Origin of the sequence: Dyella koreensis (genome assembly GCF_044904565.1) — a bacterium.
GTDB lineage: Bacteria > Pseudomonadota > Gammaproteobacteria > Xanthomonadales > Rhodanobacteraceae > Dyella_D > Dyella_D koreensis.
On the sequence record NZ_JADIKD010000012.1, the window covers coordinates 291,842 to 316,563 of the forward strand.

22 protein-coding genes are annotated in these 24,722 nt (G+C 62.4%); 14 read left to right on the plus strand and 8 right to left on the minus strand.

The features are described from left to right. Window positions 1-82: 82 nt before the first annotated feature. From ISS97_RS16455 to ISS97_RS16470, 4 genes are all read left to right on the plus strand, one after another. Window positions 83-1,177: an alpha/beta hydrolase gene (locus ISS97_RS16455; RefSeq protein WP_379983527.1), complete on the plus strand. Its 1,095-nt coding sequence runs from the start codon at window positions 83-85 to the stop codon at window positions 1,175-1,177. A 76-nt stretch (window positions 1,178-1,253) separates the two neighbouring features. Then, the gene (locus ISS97_RS16460) at window positions 1,254-2,276 is read left to right on the plus strand and encodes an alpha/beta hydrolase (RefSeq protein WP_379983526.1); all 1,023 of its coding nucleotides are present in this window, start codon (window positions 1,254-1,256) and stop codon (window positions 2,274-2,276) included. A gap of 36 nt (window positions 2,277-2,312) precedes the next feature. Beyond that, complete coding sequence (locus ISS97_RS16465; RefSeq protein WP_379983525.1) at window positions 2,313-2,804, plus strand: (R)-mandelonitrile lyase; 492 nt, start codon at window positions 2,313-2,315, stop codon at window positions 2,802-2,804. After that, entirely contained in the window at window positions 2,782-3,573 is a 792-nt protein-coding gene (locus ISS97_RS16470; protein WP_379983524.1) for a carboxymuconolactone decarboxylase family protein, read from the plus strand. Before ISS97_RS16465 ends, ISS97_RS16470 begins: the two co-directional genes overlap by 23 nt. 8 nt (window positions 3,574-3,581) lie before the next feature. Here the strand turns inward: ISS97_RS16470 and ISS97_RS16475 are convergent, their stop codons facing one another. Then, a complete protein-coding gene (locus ISS97_RS16475; RefSeq protein WP_379983523.1) occupies window positions 3,582-4,475 on the minus strand; it encodes a LysR family transcriptional regulator in 894 nt (297 codons plus the stop codon). Window positions 4,476-4,644: 169 nt separating this feature from the next. Here ISS97_RS16475 and ISS97_RS16480 point away from each other — a divergent pair, with 169 nt between their 5' ends. Next, a complete protein-coding gene (locus ISS97_RS16480; protein ID WP_379983522.1) occupies window positions 4,645-5,640 on the plus strand; it encodes an aldo/keto reductase in 996 nt (331 codons plus the stop codon). Window positions 5,641-5,813: 173 nt separating this feature from the next. Here the strand turns inward: ISS97_RS16480 and ISS97_RS16485 are convergent, their stop codons facing one another. Continuing rightward, window positions 5,814-6,386 (minus strand): hypothetical protein, encoded by a 573-nt coding sequence (locus ISS97_RS16485; protein ID WP_379983521.1) that lies wholly within the window; start codon window positions 6,384-6,386, stop codon window positions 5,814-5,816. A gap of 106 nt (window positions 6,387-6,492) precedes the next feature. Between ISS97_RS16485 and pdxR the strand changes: the two genes are divergently transcribed. Further along, entirely contained in the window at window positions 6,493-7,974 is a 1,482-nt protein-coding gene (gene pdxR / locus ISS97_RS16490) for a MocR-like pyridoxine biosynthesis transcription factor PdxR (RefSeq protein ID WP_379983520.1), read from the plus strand. A gap of 26 nt (window positions 7,975-8,000) precedes the next feature. On the opposite strand, the gene ISS97_RS16495 is transcribed toward pdxR, so the two are convergent. Together ISS97_RS16495 and ISS97_RS16500 are read right to left on the minus strand one after the other, a co-directional pair. After that, window positions 8,001-8,600 (minus strand): nucleotidyltransferase family protein, encoded by a 600-nt coding sequence (locus tag ISS97_RS16495; RefSeq protein WP_379983519.1) that lies wholly within the window; start codon window positions 8,598-8,600, stop codon window positions 8,001-8,003. Continuing rightward, window positions 8,597-9,694, minus strand: a complete 1,098-nt coding sequence (locus ISS97_RS16500; protein WP_379983518.1) for an XdhC family protein — start codon at window positions 9,692-9,694, stop codon at window positions 8,597-8,599. Before ISS97_RS16500 ends, ISS97_RS16495 begins: the two co-directional genes overlap by 4 nt. 237 nt (window positions 9,695-9,931) lie before the next feature. Between ISS97_RS16500 and ISS97_RS16505 the strand changes: the two genes are divergently transcribed. The 4 genes from ISS97_RS16505 to ISS97_RS16520 all read left to right on the plus strand — a co-directional run bounded on the left by ISS97_RS16505 (window position 9,932) and on the right by ISS97_RS16520 (window position 16,108). Next, the gene (locus tag ISS97_RS16505; protein WP_379983517.1) at window positions 9,932-10,411 is read left to right on the plus strand and encodes a (2Fe-2S)-binding protein; all 480 of its coding nucleotides are present in this window, start codon (window positions 9,932-9,934) and stop codon (window positions 10,409-10,411) included. 63 nt (window positions 10,412-10,474) lie between these two features. Next, complete coding sequence (locus ISS97_RS16510) at window positions 10,475-12,760, plus strand: xanthine dehydrogenase family protein molybdopterin-binding subunit (RefSeq protein ID WP_379983516.1); 2,286 nt, start codon at window positions 10,475-10,477, stop codon at window positions 12,758-12,760. Beyond that, complete coding sequence (locus ISS97_RS16515; RefSeq protein ID WP_379983515.1) at window positions 12,757-14,046, plus strand: c-type cytochrome; 1,290 nt, start codon at window positions 12,757-12,759, stop codon at window positions 14,044-14,046. The genes ISS97_RS16510 and ISS97_RS16515 overlap by 4 nt, the downstream gene beginning before the upstream one ends. A 463-nt stretch (window positions 14,047-14,509) precedes the next feature. Further along, window positions 14,510-16,108: a hypothetical protein gene (locus tag ISS97_RS16520; RefSeq protein ID WP_379983514.1), complete on the plus strand. Its 1,599-nt coding sequence runs from the start codon at window positions 14,510-14,512 to the stop codon at window positions 16,106-16,108. Between the two features lie 74 nt (window positions 16,109-16,182). Here ISS97_RS16520 and ISS97_RS16525 read toward each other — a convergent pair whose 3' ends face one another. The 3 genes from ISS97_RS16525 to ISS97_RS16535 all read right to left on the minus strand — a co-directional run bounded on the left by ISS97_RS16525 (window position 16,183) and on the right by ISS97_RS16535 (window position 18,439). Next, the gene (locus ISS97_RS16525) at window positions 16,183-16,803 is read right to left on the minus strand and encodes a cation transporter (RefSeq protein ID WP_379983513.1); all 621 of its coding nucleotides are present in this window, start codon (window positions 16,801-16,803) and stop codon (window positions 16,183-16,185) included. Window positions 16,804-16,954: 151 nt separating this feature from the next. Continuing rightward, window positions 16,955-17,977: a YncE family protein gene (locus ISS97_RS16530; protein WP_379983512.1), complete on the minus strand. Its 1,023-nt coding sequence runs from the start codon at window positions 17,975-17,977 to the stop codon at window positions 16,955-16,957. Between the two features lie 9 nt (window positions 17,978-17,986). Further along, a complete protein-coding gene (locus ISS97_RS16535; protein WP_379983511.1) occupies window positions 17,987-18,439 on the minus strand; it encodes a chromate resistance protein ChrB domain-containing protein in 453 nt (150 codons plus the stop codon). Between the two features lie 129 nt (window positions 18,440-18,568). Here ISS97_RS16535 and ISS97_RS16540 point away from each other — a divergent pair, with 129 nt between their 5' ends. From ISS97_RS16540 to ISS97_RS16555, 4 genes are all read left to right on the plus strand, one after another. Beyond that, the gene (locus ISS97_RS16540; protein WP_404580151.1) at window positions 18,569-19,471 is read left to right on the plus strand and encodes a chromate resistance protein ChrB domain-containing protein; all 903 of its coding nucleotides are present in this window, start codon (window positions 18,569-18,571) and stop codon (window positions 19,469-19,471) included. Further along, window positions 19,468-20,400, plus strand: coding sequence for a DUF1259 domain-containing protein (locus ISS97_RS16545; RefSeq protein ID WP_379983509.1), 933 nt, complete (start codon window positions 19,468-19,470; stop codon window positions 20,398-20,400). Before ISS97_RS16540 ends, ISS97_RS16545 begins: the two co-directional genes overlap by 4 nt. A gap of 66 nt (window positions 20,401-20,466) precedes the next feature. Next, on the plus strand, window positions 20,467-21,864 hold the full coding sequence (chrA, locus tag ISS97_RS16550) for a chromate efflux transporter (RefSeq protein WP_379983508.1): 1,398 nt from the start codon (window positions 20,467-20,469) through the stop codon (window positions 21,862-21,864). A 62-nt stretch (window positions 21,865-21,926) separates the two neighbouring features. Continuing rightward, window positions 21,927-24,101, plus strand: a complete 2,175-nt coding sequence (locus ISS97_RS16555) for a diguanylate cyclase domain-containing protein (RefSeq protein ID WP_379983507.1) — start codon at window positions 21,927-21,929, stop codon at window positions 24,099-24,101. A gap of 79 nt (window positions 24,102-24,180) precedes the next feature. On the opposite strand, the gene ISS97_RS16560 is transcribed toward ISS97_RS16555, so the two are convergent. Next, on the minus strand, window positions 24,181-24,519 hold the full coding sequence (locus ISS97_RS16560) for a hypothetical protein (RefSeq protein WP_379983506.1): 339 nt from the start codon (window positions 24,517-24,519) through the stop codon (window positions 24,181-24,183). Window positions 24,520-24,722 lie beyond the last annotated feature (203 nt).

The following is a 24,722-nucleotide window of genomic DNA, read 5'->3' on the forward strand; positions in this document are numbered from 1 at the left end:
GAGTGCTATCCGATCAGTGATCTTTATCGATCAATGCCCCGGGAAGTAAGTTGCTCGCTGTGATCGGGCCAGAGAGCAACCCATGAAGAAGGACATCGTCCGCAGCTGCTTTTCCATGCTTGGTGCGAGCATGCTCGGTCTCGCCTTGTGCGCCGGGGCGGTGGCAGCGACTGCCAGCCGCGCTCCGTTAGTCATCAAGGATCAGGGAAGTCTGATCGCGGGTGGCACGGTGATCAGTCACCCGGGCGCGTTCGATCCTTATCACCCCATGAAGCCCGATGGTCAGACCTACCATGGTGACCATGTTTTTGCGTTCTATCAGATTCCGGTAGATGCTCGTCCGCTTCCGATCGTCATGTGGCATGGCGCAGGGCAGTCATCGAAAAGCTGGGAGACGACGGCCGATGGACGCGAGGGATTCCAGAACATCTTTCTGCGCCGCCGTTTCTCTACTTACCTGATCGATCAGCCACGCCGCGGCGATGCCGGCCGCAGTATGGTCGAGACCACCATCAAACCGACGCCCGACGAGCAGCTCTGGTTCAATCAGTTCCGCATCGGTCTGTGGCCGAACTATTTCGATGGCGTGCAGTTCGCCCGCAACCCCGAGACGATCAACCAGTTCTTCCGTTCGATGACCCCGAATACCGGGCCATTCGATATGGAGGTGCTCTCCAATGCGGGCGCGGCGCTGTTCGACAAGATCGGCCCCGGCATCCTCTTCACCCATTCGCAGGGCGGCGGCCCGGGCTGGCTGACTGCGATCAAGAGCAGGAACGTCAAGGCGATCGTCGCGTTCGAGCCGGGCAGCAGCTTCATCTTCCCGGAGGGCGAAATGCCTGCGCCGATCCCGAGTGCCTTCGACACCGTGCAGGGCGCCGCTGTACCGATGGCGCAGTTCGTTGCGCTGACGAAGATCCCGATCCTCGTTCTGTACGGCGACAACATTCCCGACCATCCGGTGGATCTGCCCGCCCAGGACAGCTGGCGCGCAAGGCTGCAGATGGCGCGCCAGTGGCGGGACGCCGTCAACAAGCACGGCGGCGACGTGACGCTCGTGCATCTTCCCGACATCGGTATCCGTGGCAACACGCACTTCATCTTTTCTGATCTGAACAATGTGCAGATCGCAGATCTGGTGACGAAATTTCTCGCCGAGAAACACCTGGATCGATAAGCAGCAGCCTCGCTGCGACGCGGACCATCCATTCAAGGAAACATCTATGAAACGCACAACGTTAATGGCTCCGCTTATGGCAGCCATGATCGGATTCTCCGCAGGCGGTGGCGCGGCGGATTACAAGAAGAACCCGTTCACTCTCGTCTATGACGGCGCGATCACGAAGAACGAGCAGGGCAAGGTCAATATCCACCCGGTCACGTACAAGCTAAACGGCCTGGATATTTCCGCCAACGTGTACACCCCTGCGAACTATGATCCGCAGAAGAAATACCCCGCGGTTGTCGTGGCGCACCCGAATGGCGGCGTGAAGGAACAAGTTGCCGGCCTGTATGCCCAGCGCTTGGCGGAGCAGGGCTACATCACCATCGCCGCGGATGCGGCGTACCAAGGTGCAAGTGGTGGCCAGCCGCGCAACGTGGACAAGCCTGCCTATCGCATCGAAGACATCCATGGCATGGCGGATTACATCGCCCGCTATCCGGGCGTCGATAACGCACGCCTTGGCCTGCTCGGCATCTGCGGTGGCGGCGGGTACTCATTGGCGGCGGCGAAAACCGACAAACGATTCAAGTCGATCGCCACGTTGAGCATGTTCAACTCCGGGCGGGTGCGTCGCAACGGTTTCAAGGATTCGCAACTGGACACTATCCAGCAGCGTCTGCAGCAGGCGTCCGATGCCCGTGCCCAGGAAGCTGCCGGCGGGCAAGTGCTCTATTCAGGGGATGCCAACCTGACCGATGAACAGATCGCCAAGCTGCCGTTTGACCTGTATCGGCAGGGCTATGAGTACTACTGGAAGACGCACGCGCACCCGCGCTCGACCTTCAAGTACACCACGAGCAGCTTGCTGGACCTGATGCGCTTCGATGCGACCGATCAGATCGAACTGATCGACAAGCCGCTGCTGATGATCGCCGGCAGCAAGGCCGACACCCTGTACATGACCGAGGACGCGTTCGCCAAGGCAACCGGCACGAAGGACAAAGCTTTGTTTCTGATTGACGGTGCAACGCATATCGAAACCTACTGGGTTCCGAAGTATGTGGATGTCGCCATGAGCAAGTTGACGCCGTTCTATGCCAGGACTCTCTGACACGAGCGCAAACGTAACCATCGGGAGCCAATGACGATGAACAAAACACTGTTAGGCATCGCGGCATGCGTGGCGATCCCTTTCGCCAACGCCGCCGAGCAACGTGGCAAGGCCAACGAATCAGCCGGACAGCAGATCACGCGCGCCGGCACTCAAGCCTCTGTGGCCGGCCCGGCGGAACGCTTCACCGGGCACGTGCGCGTCGACCCCTTATTTCCCGCCAGCGGAGACATCAGCGCATCGGGTGCCTACGTCACCTTTGAGCCGGGCGCACGTTCGGCCTGGCACACGCATCCCGCAGGACAGCGTCTGGTGGTGGTTGCCGGCGTGGGCCTGATACAGGAGTGGGGCAAGCCGGTGCAGGAAATCCACCCCGGCGACGTGGTCTGGTGTCCGCCAGGCGTCAAGCACTGGCATGGCGCCGCGCCAATGACGGAGATGACCCATCTGGCCGTCACCGGCGTAGTGGATGGCAAGAGTGTGGAATGGATGGAGAAAGTCACCGATGACCAATACAACGCCCACTAGGTTTCGCAAGCCCGGCGTGTTGACGACAGCGTTGGCGCTGAGCCTCGGGCTGATGCTGGCACCGGGTCTCGTTGCTCATAGCGCCGCGGAGCCGCAAGCCATGACCTCGACACAATCTCCCTCCGAAACGCTGTCCGCCAAACAGCAGGCCATTCCGCTGATCGCGGCCTTCATGGCCACGAGCGACATGCCCAGGCTACGCGCCGCCTTGAATCAAGGTCTGGACGCGGGCCTGACCATCAGTGAGGCGAAGGAGATCCTGGTGCAGCTTTATGCTTACACCGGCTTTCCTCGCAGCCTCAACGCGCTGGGCGAACTGAAGAAGGTGGTGGAGGAGCGCGAGCAGCGCGGCATCCATGACGCGCCGGGACGCGAGCCCAGTCATCCCGCGCCCACGGGCGAGGCGCTGCTGGCTGCGGGCGCAGCTAACCAGACCCGCATTTCGGGCGCACCCGTCAAAGGTCCGGTGTTCGACTTCGCACCCGTGATCAATCAGTTCCTGCAAGCGCATCTGTTCGGCGACATCTTCGAGCGCGACAACCTCGACTGGCCCAGTCGCGAGCTCGCGACGGTAGGCGCGCTGGCGGCGACGCCCGGTGTGGAGCCGCAGTTGCGCTCGCACGTCGGCGCGAGCATCAGAGTGGGTCTGACCACTTCGCAATTGCGGCAATTGGCACAGGTGCTGGCCGAACACGGCGATGCCGATGCGGCCAAACGCACTCGCGAGGCGTTGGACGCGTACCTGGCCGGAAACACCGGACGGAAGTAAGCCGGATATCAGTCGGAATAGCGCAGGGCGTCGCGGAACAACGTGAAAGCGGGTGAGCTTTGCCGTCTGCTTGGATAGTAAAGGTGGTATCCCGGGAACGGCGGGCACCAGTCCGAGAGCACACGTATCAGCCGGCCCTCCGTGACATGTGCCTGCACCAGGTCCTCAGGCATATAGGCCAGCCCCAATCCCTTGAGGGCGGCGTCCAGGCGCATGGCGATGTTGTTGAACACCAGTTGGCCCTCGACGCGCACTTTCAGTTCTTCGCCTTTCTTCTCGAACTCCCAGGCATAGATGCCGCCGTAGGTCGGCAGGCGGATGGTGATGCAGTTATGCCGAATGAGATCGCGCGGGGTCTTGGGTCGCGGATACCGGGCGAAATACGCCGGGGAGCCGACCACGGCCATGCGTACTTCCGGGCCGATGCGCACGGCGATCATGTCCTTGGCGACTTGTTCGCCCAGCCGGACGCCGGCGTCGTAGCCTTCAGCCACGATGTCGGTCAGGCCATAGTCCACGATGATTTCGATATGGAGGTCCGGGTACTCCGGGAGCAGCTTGGCGAGCACGGGCTGCAGGGTCGTGATCGCCGCATGTTCGCCCGCCGTGATGCGCAGCTTGCCTGCGGGCTTGTCCCGGAATTCGCTGAGCAAGGCCAGTTCGGTGTCGATTTCTTCGAACCGGGGAGTAATTACCTTCAGCAGCTGCTCGCCGGCTTCCGTGGGGGAAACGCTTCGTGTCGTACGGGCAAGGAGCCTGACACCCAGCTGCTCTTCGAGCTGACGCATGGCGCGGCTCAACGCGGGTTGCGATAGGCCGAGCTTGGCGGCGGCACGGGTAAAGCTGCGCTCCCGCGCCACGACCGAGAAGATCGCGAGTTGGTCGTAGCTCTCGGTCGACATTTATCCGCTCCGGTTATCAACCCTTTCCGATTATGCCATCTAGTGCCAGCAATCGTTCGGCCCTAGATTGGCCTCATGGCGGGGGCCACAAAGAGGCAGCAACGACATCTCCATGTGACCCTGCGCGCCGAGCGATCAGGCCGGCCGAAACAACGAACGGAGTAGATCCATGAAGAACCGCAAACTAGGCAACAGCCATCTCGAAGTCTCGGCGCTTGGCCTCGGCTGCATGAGCATGACCGCGTCGTATGGTCCCGCTGCCGACAAGCAAGAGATGATCAAACTGATCCGCGCCGCTCACGATCGCGGTGTCACCTTGTTCGATACGGCCGAGGCCTACGGGCCGTTCGCCAACGAAGTGCTGGTTGGCGAAGCGCTTGCCCCCATCCGCGACAAAGTGGTGATCGCGACCAAATTCGGTTTCGACATCGATCTGGAAACCGGTGAGCGCCGTGGCGGCACCAACAGTCGTCCGGAGCACATCAAGGCGGCGACCGAAGCCAGCCTCAGGCGCCTGCGTACCGACCGCATCGATCTTCTGTACCAACATCGCGTCGATCCGGAGGTGCCGATCGAAGACGTGGCGGGTGCGGTGAAGGACCTGATCGCCGAGGGCAAGGTGAAGCACTTCGGTCTGTCGGAGGCTGGCATCCAGACGATCCGCCGCGCACACGCCGTGCAGCCGGTGACCGCAGTGCAGAGTGAATACTCGCTGTTCTGGCGTGGACCCGAAGCGGAGCTCCTGCCGCTGCTTGAAGAACTCGGCATCGGCTTCGTGCCGTTCAGTCCGCTCGGTGCGGGATTCCTGACCGGCAAGATTGACGAGAAGACCCAGTTCGATCCGACCGATTTCCGCAACATCGTGCCTCGTTTCTCACCGGAGGCGCGCAAGGCCAACTTCGCTTTGGTGGATCTGATCAAGGTGGTCGCCGAGCGAAAACACGCAACGCCCGCCCAGGTGGCTCTGGCATGGCTGCTCGCGCAGAAGCCGTGGATCGTGCCGATCCCGGGAACGACCAAACTGCATCGCCTTGAAGAGAATCTGGGCGCTATCGATCTGGAACTTACCAGCGGCGATCTCGACGAGATCAACCTGGCCGTGTCGACGATCAAGATCGAAGGCGAACGCCTGCCCGAAGCCGCTTTGAAGATGACGGGGCGTTGAGCGAAACCCCGAAAGCTCGCTTTCCATCGATCTGATCAAGCGAGCCGGTAACCTGTGAAGCCTGCCGGAATCTTCGGCGTCGTTTGTGCGCTGCTGCATGGTGCTGCGTTAGGGAGCCGGATCTGCGGCTCCCTAACGATCCTATCTATCGTCCGATCGAGCGCAGTGCCTGTTCACTGTGTTCGTGTCAGCGTTGCCCTGAAGTTCGGCTCCCACGTTTTACCGCCGTCGTCCGAGAACGACTGTTCAAAATGGTGCGACGTCGGAGTGATATCCGACCAGACCTGGCGGACCAGGATGGTTCGGCCCTTGAAGGTCTCCTGATCATAAAATTCGCCGCGCCCGTCTTTGAACTCGCCGAACATGGGGCGACTTACCACGCCATCGTTGACGGCCGCTGCATTGAGGCTCCACTGGTGAGTTTCCGGGTTGTATAGAAACAGCAACAAGTCCTCGATGTGACCCGCAGGGCAATCGGCCTCGAGCTCCTCGAGCTGGCCTCGGCCATCCCAAACCTTGCGCGCGGCCAGGGTGCCTTCGCACTTGATCCATGTCGTGGAGCCCGTCAGCGGATGCTGAAGACGGGATATGCTGCTTTTCCAGTTGCCAAAGTGAAAGTCGAAATCATGCTGTCCATCTCGTTCCGTCGAGGGCATGGCGAGCGCTTGAAGGGGCGATAGAGCGACCATCAGGCTGCATACGACTGTGAAGACCATCGTGCACTTGAAAGGGGTTTTTAGGAACATTCGGCACCTCATGCGATTAGGGCGTGGAGCGGCCAGACTACCGACATGCGGACAGCAATCCAGGACCGTATTGGATAGCTAAAACGGACCGATATCAGGGGGATTTATGCCACGCCAATCGCGAGGAGCATTACTGCCGCCGGTGCCCGGTAGCCATCCACGACGCACCGATGTCTACCTCGCGTTACGCAACGCCATGCTGCAAGGCCTGCTGGCACCTGGGGAACGCATGCCGTCCAGCCGCAAGGCAGCGACCGACTATGGCGTCTCTCGTGGCCTGGTGGAGGAGGTGTATTCCCAGCTCGTAGAGGAGGGTCTGCTCGAACGTATCCTGGGGCGTGGCACCTTCATAGCCGGCCAGGTGGCAAAGCCGGCAGGCCTTGCCCGGGTCGAAAAAGCGCCAGGTCGCGAGTTATCCGTCTCGGCACGCGGGGCGGCGCTCGCGGGCAATCTCACCTGTCGCGTACCGCATGAATTCAAGCCATTCAATTCCGGTGTCGCGGACACGGCCGAGTTTCCCTGGAAGATCTGGCAGCGGATACAGGCGCGCACCGCTCGCGAAGTCCGGCGCGCCGACATGAACTTCACCGATCCGCGCGGCCTGCCGGCGCTACGCAGCTCGCTCGCGCACCATCTCGCGCAGCTGCGTGGCGTGCGCTGCACGGCGGAGCAAGTGATCGTGTTCAACAGTGTCCAGCAAGCGTTGTACCTGCTGGCATTGCTGCTCACGAACCCTGGCGATGCGGTATGGATGGAAGATCCTGGTTACCCAGGCGCGCGTGCGGCACTGGCACTTGCCGGCGCTGCCGTCGCGCCGATACCTGTCGACCGGGAGGGTCTGCAGGTGGAAGTGGGTTTGCGGCATGCGCCAACCGCGCGACTGGCCTATGTCACACCGTCGCATCAGTTCCCTACCGGTGTCGCCCTGAGCATGGCGCGCCGCGTCGCGTTACTGGATTGGGCGGAAAAGCACGACGCCTGGATCATGGAAGATGACTTCGATGGCGAGTTTGGGTATGTCGGCCAACCCGCGACACCGCTGCACTCGCTTGACCGGCATGACCGGGTGCTCTACCTCGGCACGCTCAGTAAATCCATGTTCGTGTCACTGCGGCTTGCCTTTGCTGTGGTACCGGAAGCCATGGTGGAGCAACTGGCCAACATCCGTACCCAGCTCGATACTTTCAGTGCTCCGCTGACACAGCTCGCCATGAGCCGCTTCATGGATGAAGGCCATTTTTCGACGCACGTGCGCCACATGCGTGGCGTGTATGCCGAGAAATGCGCCTTTCTCACCGAAAGCCTGGCGCCACTCGCCGACTACGGCTGGACATGGGAGAAAAACACGGTGGGCGTGCAAATCATGCTCAGCCACCCGGACACCGAGGAAGTGCAGCGCACAGCAAAGGCCAGCGGCCTGGCGCTGCATATGCTCCATACGTATCGACACCAACCCGCCAATGACGATGGCCTGTTGCTGCGCTTTGGTGGCCTCAGTATGGCCGCCATACGTTCGGGTGTTGAACGGCTGATTTCCGCCGCACAGGGAATCCATCAGCGCGCGCCACATGCGGCATTGACCGACTGAAGTAGCCCGCGAATCCTGCCGCCAGGCTATGGCGGCCACGCTGCGTAGTCGGCAGGCGTATCGATATCGAAGGCCGCCATGGGCAGGTCATAGGCATCAACGAGCGCGGCGTGCCGCTCAAGCAGCGAGCGTGCGCCGTGAGGGCCGCCAAGCGTGGTCAGCTCCTCGAAAATCGCACGAGGGAAGATGCAGGGCGGTCCAAGATGGCCCTCGTAGCGGGCGGCCAGAATCCGTTCCGGAGCGGAAGCATGGGCGTCGAGCATGCCGCGCAGGTCGGCGGCGGTAATGGCGGGCTGATCGGCCAGCATCACCAGCACGGCGTGCAGCGATGCCTCCCGTGCCGTCGCGACGGCAACACCGAACGCCAGCGAGGTTCCCATGCCGGAGGACCAGTCCGGGTTATCGGCCAGATGGACGGCCAAACCATCGAGACTGTGTGCAACTTCTTCGTTATACGCGCCAGTGACCACCACGACAGGCGACAGCGCCGCTTCCAGTGCAGTCATGGCGACACGCCGCACCATGGGTACACCCTTGATCGGGAGGGTCTGCTTGGCTGACCCGAAACGACTGGCTTGGCCGGCGGCAAGCACCACGGCACCGATACGCAAGTCACTGCCGTTCATGGGTGGATGGGTGTTTGCGAGTGCGATAGGGGGCCGCCGCTTCTGCCGTTGCGCGTCGCCAGGATTTCCGCGGCGACCGCGAGGGCGATCTCCTGCGGCGTTTCCGAGCCCACATCCAGTCCCGCCGGCATGTGCAATCGCGGATAGGTATGGGGGAAGGCCGCCTGTATTTGCGCCGCGCGTTGACGCGAGCCGATGACGCCGAGGTAACCCACTGGCGTATCCAGCAACGCCTCCAGGTAACCCATGTCGCGTTCAAGGCGATGTGTCATCACGACGGCGGACGTCAGATGGTCCAGCACGAGCTGTGTCGCCAGAGACTGGGGAGAAGCGGCAACGTGCCGGATACCATTCGTTGTTTCCGTCACGGCCTGGGCCGGATCCACCAGCGTGGTTTGCCAGCCCAGCTGCGCGGACAACTCGGCAAGCATGCGCGCGCTGACGCTATCGCCAACGATCACCAGCGCATGCGGCGGCCGCAGCGACTCGACCAGAACATCATAGTGCCGCCCCTCCACCTGCATGCGCCGCGTCATCGCGTTCGGTGCGCCGGCTTCGGTCGACGATAGCTCAGCGGCAAGCTGCTGCCGCAAGGCGTCGGTTTCGATATCGCTCCATGCGACACCATCGCCCTGCACCAGGCGCTGTGGTTTTGGCGCAAGCACGTCGCCATCGACCGCGTACACGGTCGCCATGGCGCCGGGTGAACGACGCGAACGCAAGTGCGCGATCGCATCGAAGAACTGTAGGTCGCTCTGTTCCCGTAGCGGTTCGATCAACACTTCCAGCTCGCCACCGCAGCCCGTTTCAAGCATGACGTCGTAATTCGCGTTGCGGCCATACGCGACGAGCGCCGGCTGGCCGCTGTCGATGGCCTGCTGTGCGCGCAACGCGATATCCCGCTGTGGGCAGCCGCCGGAGAGCTCGCATACCAGGCGCCCATCGCGCCGCACCAGCATGCTCGCACCCGCACGGCGAAAGGTGGAGCCGCGTGTCTGGGTGATGGTGACCAGCGCGGCGCCGTCCTGGTCATGCCCCAGGTTCAGCGCCTGGGCCGAGCGATACAGCGGATCGAACTCTTGGGCGACGTTCATGGGGCACGGTCGGGTAGGGTACGGCGATGTTCTGTCAAAACAGCCAGTCAAAGCCAGCGACAGGCATGTAGCGCCGCCACATTTTCACTTGTCTTTTCGTTCCCGAGGAGGAAGATTTGGCGTTGTCTTCACGGGTTCCGCCCGGTGGCGACAATGCGCACCTAGCCGCTGGCGTGCCTCGATGGATTTTTATCCGGGCGCATGCCGTGACAAAAACGCTTTGCCAGGGATATCCGCATGATCGTCCTTACCATCAACGGCCAGGAAACCCAGGTCGATGTGCCCGATGACATGCCCTTGTTATGGGTGCTGCGCGACGTCATCGGCCTGACCGGCACCAAGTTCGGTTGCGGTATCGCCCAATGCGGCGCATGCACCGTGCATCTGGATGGCCAGGCGGTACGCTCCTGCGTGCTGCCGGTAGCCGGCGCCGTAGGCAAGAAAGTCACCACCATCGAGGGCGTCAGCGGCACCGATCTCGGCAAGAAGGTGCAGCAGGCCTGGCTGGGGATCGAAGTGGCGCAGTGCGGCTATTGCCAGACGGGGCAGATCATGGCGGCCACCGCCTTGCTCGCGCAGAAGCCCACGCCCACCGACGCGGACATCGACACCGCCATGTCAGGCAACCTCTGCCGATGCGGTACCTACGTGCGCATCCGCGCGGCCATCAAGCAGGCCGCCACAGGGCAAGTGACCCTGCCGCAGACCATCGCCTGAACGAGCGCGGGCATCTATAGCGGGTGCCCATCACATGTATCGGATATCGATCGAGAGGATGTCATGACCCATCGCATACACCCCGTTGAGGCCGATACCGATTTACAGGACCCGTCACGCCGCGAGTTGCTGAAGCGTGGCGGCCTGGTGGTGGCCTTCATGTGGCTGGGCGGTGCCAGTCGGGTATGGGGGTTGGCCGATAACGCCCGCATCGACGCAGGCCACCCGCAATTCGCACCCAACGCGTACGTTCGCATCGGCAGCGACGGCAGCGTGCAACTGGTGATGCCGAGCATCGAAATGGGGCAGGGCGCCTATACCGGTCAAGCCACCTTGCTAGCCGAGGAACTGGATGTGGGCCTCGACCAGATCACCGTCGAACATGCCCCCGCCAACCGCAAGCTCTACGCCAATCCCTTGCTAGGCGACCAGGCGACGGGTGGCTCCACCACCATCCGCTATTGCTGGACCACCATGCGCAATGCCGGCGCCGCGGCTCGCTCCATGCTGGTGAGCGCGGCCGCACAGCGCTGGAAGGTTGACCCGTCGCAATGCACGGTGTCGCGCGGCCTGGTCACCCATGCGCCGACCGGGCGCACGCTGCGCTACGCCGAACTCGCCGACGCAGCGGCGAAGCTTCCGCCACCCGACAAAGCCCCGCTGAAAGACCCCGGGAATTTCCAGCTCATCGGCAAACCGATGCGTCGCGTGGATACGCCAGGGAAAGTGGATGGCACGCTGCCTTTTGGTATCGACATCCGCGTACCCGGCATGAAGGTCGCGACGGTGCAGGCATCCCCCACGCTCGGCGGTCGGCTGGGTTCGGTGGATGACACGCGCGCACGCGCCATCCCCGGCGTACTCAAAGTGGTGAAACTCGACAACGCCGTCGCCGTGATCGGCGAACACTTCTGGGCGGCGAAGCAGGGCCTGGAAGCGCTGGACATCACCTGGAATCCCGGCGCCAACGCCAACTTCACCACGGAACAACTGTTCCAGGACATGGCGCATGCTTCCGAACACGGCACGCCCATCCTGGGCCGCGAGGTCGGGCACGTCGACGGTGTCAGCGGCAAGACGATCTCGGCCACGTATCAGTTGCCGATGCTTGCGCACACCACCATGGAACCGCTCAACACCGTCGTGCATGTACGTCCTGATGCCTGCGAGATCTGGGTGGGCACACAGGTGCCCGCGCGCTGCGTCGACGTCGCCACCAAGATCACCGGCCTGCCGGCTGAGCGCATCACGGTGCACAACCAGTACATGGGCGGCGGCTTCGGACGGCGCCTGTTCGAGGACTCTGTGGAGCAAGCCGTTGCCATCGCCAAGCAGGTGGACTATCCGGTAAAGGTGATCTGGACGCGCGAGGAAGACATCGCCCAGGATCGTTTCCGTCCTGCCTACTACGACCGCATTTCCGCCACGCTCGATGGCCAGGGCAAACCTGTGGCCTGGACCCATCGCACCACGGGTGCCTCGGTGCTGGCGGTGTTCGCACCCGGCGCCATGGGCAAGAACGGCCTCGATCCGGACCTGGTGGAATGCGCTGCCGATATCCCCTATGCCATACCCAACATGCGCGTGGACTGGGTGCGCCATGACATGCCCGCGGGCGTTCCGGTGGGCTGGTGGCGTGGCGTCGGCCCCACGCACAACGTCTTTGTGGTCGAGAGTTTCGTGGATGAGCTTGCGCATGCCGCGGGCAAAGACCCCGTGGCCTATCGGCGCGACATGATTGGCGACAATCCGCGCGCGCGTGCCGTGCTGGAGCTGGCCGTGCAGAAGGCCGGATGGGGCCAGGGCACATTGCCCGCGCGGCACGGTCGCGGCGTCGCCCTGGCGGCGCCATTCGGCAGTTTTCTCTGCGTGGTGATGGATGTGGAGGTGTCGCCGCAGGGCGAGATCCGCATGACGCGCGCGGTGGCAGCGGTCGATTGCGGCACGGTGATCAACCCCAATACGGTGGAGGCGCAGATCCAGGGCGGCCTCGTCTTCGGTTGGAGCGCGGCGCTGTACAGCGGTATCACGTTGAAGGGCGGTGCCGTGGAGCAGCGCAACTTCAACGACTATCGCGTGCTGCGGCTCAACGAGACGCCGCCGATCGAGGTCTACATCGTTCCGAGCAAGGAGCAGCCGGGCGGCATCGGTGAAACCGGCACGGTGATGGCCATGCCCAGTCTGTCGAACGCCATCTTCGCCGCCACCGGTGTCCGTCTCAGAACGCTGCCGATCGATACCGCCGCGCTGGTGCAAGACAAGAGCGCGCTGAAGTCCGTATTGTCGGCGGTGAGCGAGCCGGTGCCGGGCCTCGACGATATCGCCGCGAAAGTGAGGAGCCTCGCATGAAAATCGGACGCCTCATCGGCCGGCTCGTGGCGCTGATCCTGTTGGTGGTGATCGGCTTCAGCGTCTACGCCTTGCTCACTGTGCGCCATGGCGGCGACGAAACCGCAGCCCAGCCCTCAGTCGCCGGTGCGCCGGCCGAACTCACCACGCCACAGGCGCGCGGCGAATACCTCACGCGTGCCGCCGATTGCGCGGCCTGCCATACCGTGCCGGGCGGCCAGGCCTTCGCTGGTGGCGTGGCCTTCAAGCTGCCGATGGGCACGATCTATTCCACCAACATCACCGCCGACAAAGACACCGGCATCGGCAGCTGGAGCGACGACGAGTTCGTGCGCGCGATGCATGCCGGCGTGAACAAGGAAGGCCAGCCGCTGTATCCGGCGTTTCCCTACACCTCGTACACGGCGCTCAGTCGCGACGACATTCTCGCGATCAAGGCGTATCTCTTCAGCCTTCCAGCCGTCCATGCGCCGGCGCGCGCCAATGAGCTGTCCTTTCCTTTCAATCAGCGCTGGGCCATCAGCCTGTGGAATGCGGCGTTCCTGAAGAAGCAGCGCTTCCAGCCGGAGCAAGGCAAGCCTGAAGCGTGGAACCGCGGCGCCTATCTCGCCACGGCGCTCGGACATTGCGATGAATGCCACACGCCGAGGAACGCCGCCTTCGCACTGGAGTCCGGCAAAGCGCTTGCCGGTACCGAACTGCAAGGCTGGAAGGCCTACAACATCACCTCGGACAAGGATCACGGCATCGGCGCCTGGACCGATCAGGAGCTGACCGACTACCTGTCCAAAGGACATGCCACTGGGCGAGGCACCGCTTCCGGCCCGATGGGCGAAGTGGTGGAGAACAGCCTGCAGTACCTGACGCCTACCGATATCGCGGCATTGGTCACTTACCTGCGCGATGTGAAGCCACAGGCGGGTGGTGTCTCCGTACCGCCCGTCGCAGCGACGGCAAACACACAGACGGCCACCACGGCCGGCCTGGGCGAACAACTCTTCGTCGGCGCATGCGCGGGTTGCCATCTCGACAACGGACAAGGCCGCCAGACCGACTACGCCTCACTCACCGGCATACGTTCCGTGCGCGATCCCCATGCCACCAATCTCACTCAGGTGATCCTGCATGGCACGCAACTGCACGTGGGCGGGCAACGCATCTTCATGCCGTCATTCGGGCGCGCCTATACCGATGCGGAAGTTGCCGCACTGTCCAACTACGTAGTCAGCCATTTTGGCGGGCAGCAGGGCACGCTCAGCGCGGCAGAGGTGGCGCAGCGCAGGTGATGTGATCTGCGTAGTGAGAGGCAAAGCAGCAGATCCCACCCATGCATGCTGTCGCTCCCTCCCCTGCTCGCAGGGGAGGGCTGGGGAGGGGTGAGTACTTGAGACAGCGCATCAGGAGAGGTTTTCGCAAGGGCCTACCCCCTCCCAACCTCCCCCTGCTAGCAGGGGGAGGGGAACGAGCGCATTACATTGCTAATCGTCCGTTACTTCCCTTTGCCTCAACCAACCACCACACGCTTCACGCCACGCAGACACTTCACCCACGTGATCAATCCGTGAATGAAAGACGCCGGCAAGGAAGGGGGCGCAAGGTCCCAGCACCTTCGGCGCGGGGCAGGCAACACGGGGAAGTGGATGTCGTCGAAGGCGCTTCGGTCAGCGTAATGCGCTGCGAATGGGGGCTGCTGCGTTATTGCGCATCCTGACCTTTAGGGGTCATCGCACGTCTACCTGGAGAGAAGTCATGCTTTCGAGGAACCCAGGCGGCTATCGCGCCGCTCTGTTCATTGCGATCGGTGTTGTCATCGCGGGACATGTCCATGCCGATACGCAATCCGCACCAGACGTAAGCTCTGCCGCTCATCACGATGTGCTTCATTCCTTGCGCGGCGTCATGCCGCGACCCGACGACTTCAGCAAGAGTCCACGCAATCATCCGGCGCATCCGTTGCCGTGGCTGGACGGTCCGGGCAATCCGACAGACGGTGCAGTCCAGGGCGCGACCAGCGGCGTGGCCGCGCCCACGGCCGGCTCCGGTGTCGATGGTGTCGGCAACGGCTTCAGCGGCCCGCAGGGTACGTTCACCGTCAACAGCGCTCCGCCCGATACCAACGGCGCGGTGGGCGCCACCCAGTACGTGCAGATCGTCAACACCGGGTTCGCGGTGTTCGACAAGGCGACCAAGGCGGTGACCTATGGTCCCGTGCAGACCAACACCTTGTGGTCGGGTTTCGGCGGCCCGTGCGAAACCGATAACGATGGCGACGCCACCGTGGTGTACGACAAGGCGGCCGGACGCTGGGTGATCTCGCAGTTCGCCGTCACTGCGGCGCCTTACTTCCAATGCGTTGCGGTTTCGGCCACCAGCGATGCCACGGGCGCGTATTACCGTTACGCGTTCCCCTACGGCAGTGTCTTTCCCGACTATCCAAAGATGGGCGTGTGGCCGGACGCCTATTACGAGACGTTCAATATGTTCAATGGCAACTCGTTCACCGGCGCCAAGCTGTGCGCCTATGACCGCAATGCCATGTTGAGCGGTGCGGCCGCCACGCAGCAGTGCTTCCAACTCTCCAGCAGCTACGGTGGCGTGTTGCCGGCGGATCTGGATGGCAGCACCGCGCCGCCTGCCGGCTCGCCGAACTACCTGCTGAACTTCACCGCCGGCCAGTTGAATCTATGGAAGTTCCATGTGGATTGGGCCAACACCGCCAATACCACGTTGACGGGACCGACGGCGATTCCAGTGGCTTCGTTTGCGGCAGCCTGCGGTGGCGGCACCTGCGTCCCTCAGGCCGGCACCAGGCAGCAGCTAGATTCGTTGGCCGATCGCCTGATGTTCCGTCTGGCTTACCGTCACTTTGCCGACCACGAATCGCTGGTGGTCAATCATTCGGTGAAAGTCGGCACCAGCCGAAAAAACCCTTACACCGGGGTACGCTGGTACGAAATACGCAGCCCGGGGACCACGCCTGTGGTGTATCAGCAGTCCACGTATTCGCCTGATACGACCTATCGCTGGATGGGCTCGGTAGCGATGGACAAGCAAGGCAATATGGCCTTGGGCTATAGCGCATCGAGCAGCACGATTCATCCGGCCATCCGCTATACCGGCCGTTTGGCAACCGATCCGTTGAGCACCATGCAAGCCGAAGCGAGCATCATCGAAGGCCTGGGTTCGCAGAGCGGCAGCAATCTGGCGCGCTGGGGCGACTACAGCGCGATGACCGTCGATCCCACCGACGACTGCACGTTCTGGTACACGAACGAATATTTAAAGGCCACCGGTGCATTCAACTGGAGCACGCGCCTGGAGTCGTTCAAGTTCGCGACCTGCCAGTAAAGAAAGACAGCCCGCTCGCCGGTCGGCAAGCGGGCTTCGGCATGCGACGTACAAGCCATGCGCATTCAAGAACCCTAAGGCACGCCCACGTCGGTAGCGGTTCGATGCTCATCGCGCGCCGCCTCCCATACTTCGCGCGCCGCATCGAGATTCATAAGCATGATGCCCAGGCCTACGATCAGATCGGGCCACATCGATCGGGTGAGGGCGGTGACCGTGCCCGCGGCAATGATGGCGATATTGGCGAACGCGTCATTGCGGGCTGACAGAAAGGCCGCGCGCGTCAGGCTGCCGCTATGGTGCCGATACCGCGTCAGCATCACGGCACAGGTGAGATTGATCGCGAGGGCGCCCAGGCCGGTGAGGGTCAAGGGCACCGGAGCAGGCGGCAACGGCACATGAAATTTTGACCATGCCGACCAAATCGTGGCTAATGCGGGTACCAGCAGAATGCCCGCCAACCCCATGCCGACATAGGCCCGAGCCCTCAAGCTCCAACCCAGCGCCATCAGGATCAGCAGATTCACCGAAGCGTCCTCGAGAAAATCGACGCTATCGGCAAATAGCGACACCGATCCGATCGTCAGGGCGACGGTGAACTCGATACCGAAGTAACCCAGATTGAGCAGGGCCACCAAGAGCACCACGCGGCGCAGCGCTGAACTCTCTTCGACCTCGTGAACCGGTGTGCTCAAGATACCCCTCCGCGATGCGCGCGTTATGAAATTTGCAGGATAGAGTGGTGATGCTGCATCAATCTGTCGATGCTGCTGATGAAAGCCATCGGTGTCCTGTCCTGCGCTGTTCGATGCTAGTGATAGCCACAGTAAGGGGCGAGAGTCCTCTTCAGTGCTGCGCTTGGGTGATGCGAAGCATCGGGCTCCCTTTCAATGCCTTGAGTGGAAAGTAGGCGTGGTGCAATGCAGGGTCCACGGCCACCACATGGGCGTTGGGTCCCAACATAGCCGTACCTAGTGTGCTGACCGTCTGTCCCTGGACTTTGAATAGCGATACCTCGCCAGATTCCCCGGCGACGTAGAGCCAACCCAGCGCTCCGTCGAACGCCAGAACATCCGGGTCTTTCGCCACATCAAACGACGACAACACGCGCCGGCTAGCCAGATCCAGTACGAGCAGCTTGCTGTTGTCCTCGCAAGCGATGAAGGCCAAGCGGGAAGCGGCATCGATATACAGGCCGTGATTGCCTTCAGCACCCGGTAAATCCGTTCGACTGATCACCTTGTCGGTGGCCGGGTCGATTTCCACCAACTGCTTGCGCGTCTGCACGTTCGCAAAGATGTGCTTGGACACCGGATCGTATTGCGTATTGCCGACTTCACCTCCGAGCGGAATCGTGGCGACCCGTGTGTTCGATCGCACGTCGATCACCGTGTCGGTGCCGCCGTGCTCGTCGGAGACGTAGAGCTTGTGGACGTCGGGCGCATAGGCCATGCCGTCCGGGTAATCGCCGGCCGGTACCCGCGCGGTGATCTTCAGGGTCTTCGGGTCGATCGCCACCACCTCATCCGTTCCGGTGGCCGAGGCATAGACGCGATCCAGCTCCGGGACATAGAGAACACCGTGCACGTGGCCCACGTCCGCGATATCGGCGATCACCTTCTGCTGCTGCGTATCGAATACCATCACGACGCTATCGCCCAAGTGCGCGATATAGAGGCGATGCGCAATCGGGTCGAGACTCGCGTAGTCCCAGCGTGTCGTGTGACCGCTTAGTGGAATATCCGCCACGGTAGTGAGAGGCAGATGACCTGCAGCGGCGCCGCTACACGCTGCGGATGACATGGCGAGAAGCACGGCCGTGATACCTGGGAGAACGGCGGCGCGGCGCCGCTCACATCGATCGTGCATGGTCTTCTCCTAAATCTTGGGTGGCCAAGTGTGCGTTTCGCCCTGGGCGAATTTGCACCACGCATACAGGGCGTCGTAGATCACCAGGCCGTGCTGCAACATGGCGTGGTCGTCGGGACAGTTGTGCGACAAACCGAGCGAGATCGCGTACAGACCGGCGGATTGAGGAGTCAGATTCAATCGCGAAGTATCGGCGCCACGGACGATGGCTGCGAGATACGACAACGCGGGCTCCTTCAATGCGTACTTCTCCAGAAAGGCATCGAAGCTGCAATGCTCGCCGACATGGGATAGCTCGGCGCCAGGAATGTCGTAGGGAATCGCCCCGGTCTGGCGGGCCACCTCGAAGACCTCGGCCGATGGGACGTAGAGAAATTCGGGTTCGTTGTCGATGAATCGGGTGACCAGCCACGGGCAGGCGATCCGGTCGATTTTGGGGCGTTCGCGGGTGACCCAGCGCATGGCGGACCTCCACAAAGCACAGTGTTGTTATGACTATGACGTAGACGTAGTATTTACTACATGTCCGTTAATCCTGCTACCTGGCTCATGCTGGTTGCCTCCCTGACGGGACGCAGTCCAGGGCCGCGCATGCGTTTATGGCGAGCCCTCAAGGCAGCCGGGGCCGAGGCGCTGCGTGATGGGGTGTATGTGCTGCCGGCCAGCGAAGCGGCACAAGCGTTGTTCCGCGCTCAGGCCGATGAAGTGATTCAGGCCGGCGGCTCCGCGCAGGTCGTCCCGTTCTCGGCCGCGGACCCTAAACAGGAGTCCGAACTGCGGGCGGCCTTCGATCGGACGCCGGTCTATGCCGAAGGCCTCGATCGCCTGACATCACTGATGACCGAATTGCCCGGCCTGTCCGAGATCGAAGGGCGCCGCCGACTGGTCACTCTGCGCCGCGACCTCGAAGGGATCGTCGCCACCGATTTCTTTCCCGGCCCGGCCCGCGATCGGGTCGAGATCGCTTTACGGGATGCCGAGCAAACGCTCAACGCCCAGTTCTCACCGGACGAACCGCACGCCGCGAAAGGGGCCATTTCACGCCGCGAGCTCGCTGACTATCGCGGCCGGGTTTGGGCCACGCGTCAGCACCTGTGGATCGATCGCGTCGCCTCGGCATGGCTGATCCGACGCTTCATCGATCCCGAGGCTCACTTTCTGTGGCTGGCCAAGCCCGCGGATTGCCCCACCGATGCACTGGGTTTCGATTTCGACGGTGCGACCTTCACCCACGTCGGTCAGCGGGTGAGCTTCGAGGTGTTGGCCACGAGCTTCGGCTTGGATGGTGACCCGAGTCTGGTCCGCCTGGGCCGACTGGTCCGCTACCTGGATATCGGTGGCGTGCCGGTGGCCGATGCCGCTGGCTTCGCCAGCGTCATGACCGGTGCCCGCGCCCGTCGCGGTGACGACGATGACGGCTTGCTGCATGACATGGCGACGGTGCTCGACTGCTTGTACGCCGCTTACCTGGACACTCCCGGAGAACCGACATGAATCCCTTCTTTTCCCGTGCGCGTATGCGTCCACTGTGGACATGGATGATGGTCGTTGGTTTGTTCGGCGTCGCGTTGCCCAGCGCTGCCGCCACCCTGGATCCGGCGATCATCGGTAAAGCCGCGGGTGTCGACGCCAAGGCACAACCTGACGGCGTAGTGAAGATCGGCTGGAGTCGCGCCGATGTGCCCGTCACCGTTGATGGCATGCGTCTGCCGCCCGCTGCCGGGCTGGGCTCGTGGGCCGCTTTCGCACCGATGGGCGACCAGGCGATGGTGATGGTGATGGGCGATACGGTTGTTTTCCAGGACGAGGTTGATGCCGCGATGGACGCGGCATTCGCGCATGGATTGCAAGTCACCGGGCTGCACAACCACTTCTTCTTCGATCAGCCGAAGGTCCTTTTCATGCACATCGGCGGCGAAGGATCGGCCACGCAGCTGGCAGCCGGCGTCAAAGCCGTGTGGGACGCCATCAAGGCGGTGCGTGCGGCGCAGCCACAACCCGCGCAGGGTTTCGGTGGCCCGGCACCTGCGCCAGGTAAGTTGAATGCCGAAGCGATTGCAACAGTCGTGGGACATCCGGCGCCGGTCACCGATAGTGTCGCCAAGATCACCGTCGGCCGCGAAGGTCATATGCACGGCCAGACCATCGGCGCCTCCATGGGGCTGACGACCTGGGCCGCTTTCAGTGGCAGCGACGATCTGGCGACCATCGACGGTGACTTCATCATGAGTGCGGCCGAAGTGCGGCCAGTGCTTCAAGCGCTGCGCAAAGCAGGGATCCACGTGGTGGCCTTGCACAACCACATGATGGGTGAGGAGCCGAACTTCTACTTCACGCACTTCTGGGGCAAGGGCAGGGCGACCGACCTTGCCCGTGGATTCCGCGCGGCGCTCGACGCGCAAGCCACCGTCGACAAGCACTGAGACAAGCGCGACGAAGCATTTCAAATCGGGCACATCATCTCGCATGGCGGTGCCGGTGAAGATTCGATGACGGCAATGATTGAGCATGACGCGCCTTCCGCAGCCTGCGCCATCTCGCTGCGTGAAGCCACCCGTGTCTGGGCCAAGGTGGGGCTGCTCAGTTTCGGTGGCCCGGCGGGTCAGATCGCGGTGATGCATCGCGAATTGGTCGAGAAGCATAAATGGATCAGTGATGCGCGTTTTCTACATGCGCTGAATTACTGCATGTTGTTGCCGGGGCCCGAAGCCGCCCAGCTCGCCATCTATATTGGTTGGTTGCTACATCGAACTGTCGGTGGATTGATTGCGGGTTTGCTCTTTGTGTTGCCCGGCTTTGTCACCATCCTGGGGTTGAGCATCGTCTATGCGCTCTATGGCCAGGTGCCGCTCGTTGTAGCGGTGTTCTTCGGCTTGAAGGCTGCCGTTCTGGCCGTAGTGATCGAGGCCGTGCTCCGCATCGGGCGCAAGGCGCTGAAGAACCGGGTCATGGTGGGTGTCGCCACGCTGGCTTTTCTTGCCATCTATGTATTCAAGGTGCCGTTTCCTTTGATCGTGTTGACGGCTGCCTTGGTGGGTTTTCTGGGGCGCTGGTGGTTACCTGAGCGCTTTCCCGCACCGGCGTCGACATCGACCGACGCGTCTTCGGAATACCTGATCGATCGTCTGCTCGGCCAGGGCCAGCTGCGACACACGAAACCATCCGCACGCCGCGCCATTCGCATCACGCTCACCTGGCTGGCTATCTGGTTACTACCGGTCGCGTTCGTCATCGGCGCGTTGGGTATGCACAGCGTGTTGGCTCAGGAAGGCATCTTTTTCTCCCAAACCGCCGTCGTCACTTTTGGCGGTGCCTATGCCGTACTGGCCTACATCGCCCAGCGCGCCGTTGAAAGCTTTCATTGGATTACGCCGGGACAGATGCTGGATGGTCTGGCGCTTGCCGAGACAACACCCGGCCCGTTGATCATGGTGCTGCAGTTTGTTGCCTTCCTAGGGGCCTATCACCATGAAACCGGGCTATCGCCCATGGCCGCCGGTATAGCTGGCTCAGTCCTGACGACCTGGGTAACGTTCGCTCCGTGCTTTCTATGGATCTTTCTCGGCGCACCGTACGTGGAGGCTTTGCGCAGCAATCGGGCACTCAATGCCGCGCTCTCTGCCGTCACGGCCGCCATCGTGGGGGTGGTATTGAACCTGTCGGTCTGGTTCACCTTGCACACGCTGTTTGGAAACGTGGAGCGACGGCACTTTGGGTCGTTGTCCCTGGATGTGCCGCAGTGGGTCACGATCGATCCGTTTGCCACGGTGATGGCTGTCGCGGCATTGCTGGCCATGTTGCGCTTCAAGGTGGGGATGGGGTGGACGCTACTGGGGAGTGGACTTGTCAGTGCCGTGTCACTTCTGGTTCTCCGGCATCCTGGCTGAATGTTCGGACGATGCTGGCCCGAACTATGCATAACGTTCCACGGCTGTTGACGGGGAAGGTTATGAACCGGCGAATTTCCGAAGAACCATGGTTCAAGCGCCACACGCTTCTATGGGAAGCGCTGGGGTTGTTTGCCGCGATCTTTGCCGTGACCAGCTACTCGCTGGTGCTGACCAGCGCAACCAGTAGCGTGGTCTCCATCTGGATCGCCAACGGGGTGGTGGTCGGCTCCCTTTTGCGCATTTCGGGCAAGAAGTGGTCTGTCTACCTGGCGGTGTCTTTAATCGCCTACCTGGCGGGCAAGGGGCTGCAGGGAGCGCCACTGCTACCCAGCCTGGCCCTGGGCCTCATCAATGGACTGGAAACGCTGATCGTCGCCTTCGCGGTGCGCCGCGCATTCCCGCGCATTGCCGACGACACCACCTTTCTGCGCCTGGGCCGTGTCGCGTTGAGCTCGACCTTGCTCGCCAGCGCGGTCTCCGCGCTCCTTGCGGCAGGGGTTATCGCGGCGACCCACAAGGGCAGCTACTGGCCTACGGTTGATTGGTGGTTCCGCGCCCATGTCCTGGGCATGGTGATTGTGGCGACGGCAACCCTGGTGGTGCTGACACAGCGCAGCCGTGTGCTCGGCAACCCTGGGCATCGCATCGCATTCTTCCGGGACATGGTGCTGGTCGCTGTGACGACCATCGGGGTGTTTGTCCAATCGCGATATCCGCTGCTTTTTCTGGTCTTTGCGCCCCTGCTGTTCGCGGTATTTCGCCATCACTTTGCTGGGCTGGTGGTGGGTATTTCAGTGGTCGCATTGATCACTAATGTGGCTACCGCTATGGGTACGGGGCCATTCGATCTCATGGTTAACGCCACCCCGAATGCGCGCGCGTTGTTGGCGCAGGTCTATCTCGGCGTGATCTGCCTGGTCACGGTGCCTGTTGCGCTCACGCTGGCCGATCGCCGGCGGCTGGAGCAGCAAATTCGCGACAGTGAGATGCGTTATCGCCTGCTGGCGGATTACGCGAGCGACCTGGTCATGCGCATCTGCCGCAACGGGGAGCGACGCTATGTGTCACCTTCCATCAAAGATTTGCTGGGCTGGGAGGTGGCGGACTTCATGCAGCCTCGCCCGGAACTCATTCACCCGGACGACCGGGAGCGGGTGGCCGCAGCCGTCGCCGAGCTGTGGGCGTCGGGGAAATCCTCGCTGACCCAGTATCGCCTGCAGCATCGCGACGGGCACTATGTCTGGATCGAGGCCTTGGTCCGTCTGGCGCCAAGCCCGGACAACCCGGCCGAGTCAGAGTTGATCTACACCGGGCGCGACGTCACCGAAAGCGTGCTCGCCGAGCAGGCTCTGGCCGACAGCGAGAAGCGGCTGCGTACCATCACGGACAATATTCCGGCCGTTATTGCGCATGTGGATTCCGCGGAGCGCTACACCTTCATCAATGCGTACGTGCAAAAGGTCTCCGGCCAGAAGCCTCAGGACATCATCGGCCGTACCGTTCGAGAGGTTCGGGGCGCGGCGCTCTATGAGCGGTTTTACGCCCATATCGCCTGTGCGCTTGCCGGTGGCGAGGCCACCTTCGCCTACGAAATGGAAGGGAGCGACGGCCAGAACCATTACCTGCAAACCACGTATCTTCCGGCCATGTCGGCGGCGGGCGAGCGCACCGGATTCTATGCGCTGACCACCGACATCACCGAAATCAAACGCGCCGAGCAAGAGCTGGCCTATCTGGCCCACTATGACGCGCTCACCGGGCTCGCGAATCGGCGCTATTTCGTCGACTGCCTTCACCTGGCGCTTGAACGCGCACGGGTTGCACGCTTTCCCTTGATGCTACTGATCATCGATGTCGATCATTTCAAATCCATCAACGACAACCATGGGCACGGCGTGGGTGATGCGGTGCTCCGGGAGATCGCGCACCGGCTCAAGAGCGTGACCCGAAAGTCGGATGTGGTGGCCCGCCTGGGAGGCGATGAGTTCGTCATCCTGTGTAATGACGTGGATGCCACCTATGCGGCCGAGGCCCTGGCGAAAAAAATCACCGATGCCATGTCCGAGCCCGTGCGGCTGGATTCGGCCCGGCTGGATGTCACCTTGAGCATCGGCGCGGCACTTTGTCGCGACGTAGGATCCGAGGACGAACTGATGCAACGCGCGGATGTCGCGCTGTATCGGGCCAAGGAGGCGGGGAGGGCGTGCTATGAGCTGGCGGTCAGCGGCTTGTAAGGGCTGCGCTACGCAGCCGGCCACCCAGGTGCGACACACCGTGCTCATAACGCGATGTGTCGCGGGTGATCATAGGGCGCTAGCCGTCCGTCACTTTCCCTTGCTTCAACTTCCTGGCGTACTGATTCAAGAAGTGAACCGCGAGGAGTAGGCCGCCGCTGCACTCCAGCGTCAGCGGGTCATACGCTGCTTCGGCTGGTTTGCGGTGATCTTGCGCGTCACGAAACTTCTCATGGCGCGCAAGCACACACGCGACCGCGTCCACCGCAATGGCAATGCCGGTGAGCTTGATGGATCGGCGCTTGCGCGCCTCTCTCGTCGCGCCTGTCGTAGCGCGCGAGCGGCTGCATGGAGCGGTGGATTTGTCGCCGGGGGGATCCGACAGGCGAACGGGTGCCGTATGATCGGGCTTAGCCACAATCAACTCCTATCAAGTTGGTTTGGTTAGCGGGTCGTGTGAGTGTCCGCTCTCACGATCCGCGCTTCTTCCACAGCATCGCTGCCATGGTCACCGACGTAGCCCCGTGAGAGACGGCGTTGGTGACTGACCGAACGTAGCAAAGGATGCGTCGCGCGTCTGTCAGGGTTTTCCTCGTTGCGGCGTCGCGATGATGTCGGCCT